Genomic DNA, 4,802 nt, shown 5'->3' on the forward strand with positions numbered 1-4,802 from the left:
CAAAATTAAAGGTAAGTACCTCCAGTTATATCTTAATGAGTTTGTATACAAGTTGAATAGAAGATATTTTGGAGAAAAGTTATTTGATAGGCTTGTTATAGCGGCAATTACAGGATTATGACTTATTGCGGATATACAGTTGATTAATGCAATGTATGATTTTATTGGAGTTGAACCTAAAAAAGTATATCCAAATCTTAAAGAAAAATGGTATCAAAATTAGTGAAATTTAAAATTGTACTACTGTTGTTATGTAGTTGTGCATCAGTAAAGAATATTCCTGTATATGATCAGGAAGTATTAACGGAAGAATGTTTTGTATTTGATAGTGGTTTAAGAAGAATAATACTCTCTTTTGATGATGATAAGTGTAAACTTGAACAGTATGCTAAAGATGAAAATGGAATTATTAAGAGTAGTTTGGTTAAATCAGAGTCAAAATATTCAATAACAAAAGATTCGTTACTTATACTTCAATTTCCAGATAGTATTAAAAGGAAATATGATTTATATAACTATTTTAAAGAAATAAAGGATAAATCTAACATTATTAATTACAAAGATTATTTGTGGAGAAATGATCGTGGAGAAATACCTTGTGTTGATACACTTAGAATTGCATTAGGAGTTAAAAGAAAGTATCTCTTAGGAGCAAGACGTGGCATCATTAGGGATCAATTCTATTTTGGTACAAAACAAGAAAAAATAGTTATTCATATTTTCGTCTATATGAGTATAATAGATGAGGATGTTTTAGTTGATAAGGAAATAAGGTACAAATAGTATTTATAAATATAGGGTTGTATCAGAATATAATAATTTATTTATTAGTAGTTTGATACAATCTTATTGTAGTGAACTCATAGATGAATGACTAACATTTTGTTGCTTTGCTTCTGAATTAAGAAAAAAATGAGAGTATAACCTTTGCAATGGTAAATTCATTGAAATTGACTGAGGGTATATCTTTAGAATCTATACTTTAAGCTTTTAATAAATTTGTCCAAAGTTCAATGTGAAATAAGGTAGTGTCATTTTTTGACAATAGACTCTTGGTCTTGGAGTACAGGAAATGAAGTCATTTCGACTGATTTTTGTTAAACTTCTTTAAAACAATTACTATAGATGAGATAAAATCCTATCCTTTTCAGCTTGAGATTTTTGTATCAAAACGATTAGAAAGAGTTCTAATATACGATAGAGACAGAGTAGCTATGATAGACAGAGAGACAGGAGGTGATACTGTAATAAGGTATCAACTTGCTGATTATCCTGATTCATCAACAATAGAACTTGATGACAAAGCCAATATCATAAGCTATGAGGAGTATCATCCATTTGGTACAACCTCATACCGAAGTGGTAGAACAGAATCAGAATTACGAAATAATCGCCGAACACATATATAAAAAGAAGTAATGTGAGGCAAACCTTGCTAAAACGCTATAAATATGTAGGCAAAGAGCGCGACGAAGAGACGGGTCTATACTACTACGGTGCAAGGTACTATGCTGCAATGATTGATGCTTTATCTGGACAAATATCATTGAGAGAATTCCAAACAGAAGCAGGAGAGGTTAGTGGAGGATTCCTTTTTATCATAACACCAGTTGGAGCTGAAATCTCGGAGGATCTTATTGAACAAGCAACAGGAAATGGAATTCAATTATATTGAAGTATATATTAATGGTAATGGAGATATAAAATTAACAAATGGAGAGAGATTGGATGTAAATTTTATAACCAGCTATTTAACAAATATAAATAATGATTCTGATGAATTAAGAAAAGGTACTGGTAAACTCGAATTTAAATAAAAATGAGATATTTAATAATTATATTATTTATTATGAAAGTATTTGGAAAGGAGTATAATTTAGTTTTTCCTGATGGATATGCTTTAACTTTTGAAGTTTTGAATGTCAATGAACATATAGAAGAATGGAAAGAATGTACGGATATATCATATGTTAAATATAAAAAAATATTTACAACCAAAGATGGAGAGTATATAGGTGAGCTTCAGGACTCATATTATCTGAAATTTTCAAATAAAGAGGATTTAATAAGAACGATGCCTTTTGAGGTTGTTTTTTTTAGAGGAAAACAAGATAAAATTATACATCCTTTTATATTATTGGACAAAAAAGGAATTGAAACTATAAGAAGCAATTTTACATTGGATGAATTTAAATTGCATAGAAATGAAAGAATATTTGATAAATGTTTTTTTTACAAATTCGATGATGGAAGAATATTATGTGTTGATAAACAGGGGACGGAAGGAGAGTTGTTTAGCGACTTGAATGATTTGTTAGCTTATTATAGTTTTATCGAAGGTTTTGATTTAAGGGTTGAGATTGAAATCAAATAGATAAGAGTCTAAATTGTTAGCTTTTATCTAGATGTTGTTGAATTATAATTATGTGATAAGTTGAGTAGTTAAAGTAAATTGTTATTAAAATATCTACTGTATTATATAACCTTAGAATTATATCAAAAGATCATATAACAAAAGAAAGGTGATAATCATTATTATAGAAGTTTCTGATGCAACAGGAAAACATAATGCTACAAGGGTGACTATAAATAATATATATAATGATGTTAGAGATGCTCTAAATTATATAACAGAAATATGGTCAATATACTTGGGAATTTTACAGTTGATACTGAGACTATGATAATGTTGTTAGAGTACTTTGTTTGCCAGATCCAATATATAGCCCATAGCTGCCTAAACAAAGAACAAAAGCAATAAAAGAATAAGAAAGACTACTGAAGAATTTGTTGAAAAAATATGGAAGTTGGAACAAATCAATTTTGGGAGAAAGGAGAAAGAAAATAAAATTACAGATCATGATAAGTATTAGTATTATTGAAGAAATAGAAGATGAAGAACTAGAGTTCTATCAAAACCTAACTATAATTTTACAAGCAATTGATGATTGGGATGAAGAACTTGAATATCTTGAAGAATATTTTGAGTCTGTTAGGTCATATACAGGAGGGACTCTGTATAAGAATAAAAAGCAAATAGAAGAAATTCTATGTACGAAAAACCCATTAGAAGAGTCTTGGAAGATAGAATCAGTTAGTGTTTTGCTTGATATCATTGATAATGAACATCAAATATTAGAAGAAGTTTTAATAAAATTGGCTTCTGATATAGAGAATCATCATTCTTTATAAGATGAAGAAAGTTGTTTTTTGTTACATCCCTCAGTTGAATTTATGTATGATTCATTAGTTAATGTAGATACCAATGTTATTGGAAGTAGAGGATTAAATCAAGAGATTCTATGAAATTGTCAATACATGTCTATACATTACATTTTTCAATTGATAAAAATAAATTTAACTAGTTTATGAATATTTGAAATAACAGTTACATAGATAAAAACATTTGATTAAATGGTTGTCTGTAATTTGTGTTTTGTCTCCTTAAAATAGTATGTATGAAATAAAGGTACGATTATTGTGATAACATGGTCAGAATGTATATGTGTAATAGATGAAAAAAAGCTAATTTTAGAATACTTAAAACCCCTTTTAGAGAAACATATAAACTTTCCTTTAAGAATATTTTATTTTTTCGGCGAAATAAAAATAAGGGATTCTGAGGACTTTTTAATTTTTCAACTTTCGGATGACAGTGATGATTTTTATAAGGTTGGTTTTTGTATAAGTTTCTTTATTAAAAAGATATTCGAATAATGAAATATTTGTCACTTATTATTATAGTATTTTTATCTTGTGTAGATAGTATAAGTCAGAGACTTAATTATAAAGAGATTTTAAAATACAATATTTACAATAGTATAAGGAAAAACAGAGACAGTTCAGAGTTTATGTTTGTTAAACATTATTCTCAGGACACAATTGTTTTGAGTTATTATAGTTTGAAGAATATAACCCCTTTCTTTATTATTGATTATTTTATGGTTCGCAAGAATAAGAACCTATGCTTAGAAGGAGTAACGGAACTTAGAAATTCCTCTATAAGAGGAGAAAATTACAGTACTATTGATAATCTTTGTGATTATGAAAATGCAGTACCTGTTTGTGTAAAAGAGATAGAACAAGATACTTTTTTGTGTAACAGGTTTTATACTTATAATATATATGAAATATACTATTCAAAATATTCTGATGAGATAGAAACATATGATTTACGATTATTTATAGATTTAAAACAGGGTGTTATTCTAAGAAAAGAGTATTTTAGCTGTGAATATATTTATCGAATTGAGGAATTGAAAGAAGTATATAGTAAATAATGATTCGAAAGGTGTTCTTTTTAGAATACCTTTTTATATTATATCTCTATACAGAGATAGTTGTGATTACATGTCATATAGCGTCAGTGTCGCAGATAAACATGCTGTACATAAATACACGCAACTATTCACCTACGATGAGCTTGGTAATGTATTAACACAACAGCATACAACACCAGACGAAAAATTGAACAGGACACGTAGTTATATATATGCTGAGCAGACCAATTATCTGTTAAAACACGATAAAGATCAGACACTAAATGATTACGAATACGATGCACATGGTAACATCACGAAGATGCCGCATCTGTAATCTATGATATGGACGGTTAATGATGAGTTGCAACAGGTTACGCTGAATGCATCTTGCGATATAGCTTATTATGTATATGATACCGAAGGTAACAGAGCACGTAAAGTAATAGAGCGTGGTAACGTTAAAGAAGAGCGTTTTTATTTGAGCGATTACGAGATTTACCGTACATTCACCAATGAAACCTTAAACCTGGAGCGTAGTAC

The 4,802-nt window shown here is 28.6% G+C and carries 8 protein-coding genes and 1 pseudogene; all 9 read left to right on the top strand.

What is annotated here, in order from left to right; genetic code table 11:
- Positions 1-121 (top strand): annotated as a pseudogene (locus tag N4A55_RS03410) (IS1595 family transposase); the annotation flags it as partial.
- A 101-nt stretch (positions 122-222) separates the two neighbouring features.
- A complete protein-coding gene (locus N4A55_RS03415; protein ID WP_293754103.1) occupies positions 223-783 on the top strand; it encodes a hypothetical protein in 561 nt (186 codons plus the stop codon).
- A 311-nt stretch (positions 784-1,094) separates the two neighbouring features.
- A complete protein-coding gene (locus N4A55_RS03420) occupies positions 1,095-1,409 on the top strand; it encodes a hypothetical protein (RefSeq protein ID WP_293754104.1) in 315 nt (104 codons plus the stop codon).
- A gap of 23 nt (positions 1,410-1,432) precedes the next feature.
- Positions 1,433-1,675, top strand: a complete 243-nt coding sequence (locus N4A55_RS03425; RefSeq protein WP_293754105.1) for a hypothetical protein — start codon at positions 1,433-1,435, stop codon at positions 1,673-1,675.
- A complete protein-coding gene (locus tag N4A55_RS03430) occupies positions 1,638-1,817 on the top strand; it encodes a hypothetical protein (protein ID WP_293754106.1) in 180 nt (59 codons plus the stop codon). The genes N4A55_RS03425 and N4A55_RS03430 overlap by 38 nt, the downstream gene beginning before the upstream one ends.
- Before the next feature lie 2 nt (positions 1,818-1,819).
- Entirely contained in the window at positions 1,820-2,374 is a 555-nt protein-coding gene (locus N4A55_RS03435) for a hypothetical protein (RefSeq protein ID WP_293754107.1), read from the top strand.
- Between the two features lie 416 nt (positions 2,375-2,790).
- Positions 2,791-3,192, top strand: coding sequence for a hypothetical protein (locus N4A55_RS03440; protein ID WP_293754108.1), 402 nt, complete (start codon positions 2,791-2,793; stop codon positions 3,190-3,192).
- A 524-nt stretch (positions 3,193-3,716) separates the two neighbouring features.
- Positions 3,717-4,280 carry a hypothetical protein gene (locus N4A55_RS03445; RefSeq protein ID WP_293754109.1) on the top strand — a complete coding sequence of 188 codons (564 nt, stop codon included), beginning with the start codon at positions 3,717-3,719 and terminating at the stop codon, positions 4,278-4,280.
- A gap of 319 nt (positions 4,281-4,599) precedes the next feature.
- The coding region (locus tag N4A55_RS03450) for a hypothetical protein (protein WP_293754110.1) at positions 4,600-4,802 on the top strand (203 nt) is incomplete at its 3' end.

It is taken from the genome of Vallitalea sp., assembly GCF_025211055.1.
In the GTDB taxonomy this organism is placed as follows: Bacteria; Bacillota; Clostridia; order Lachnospirales; family Vallitaleaceae; genus Vallitalea.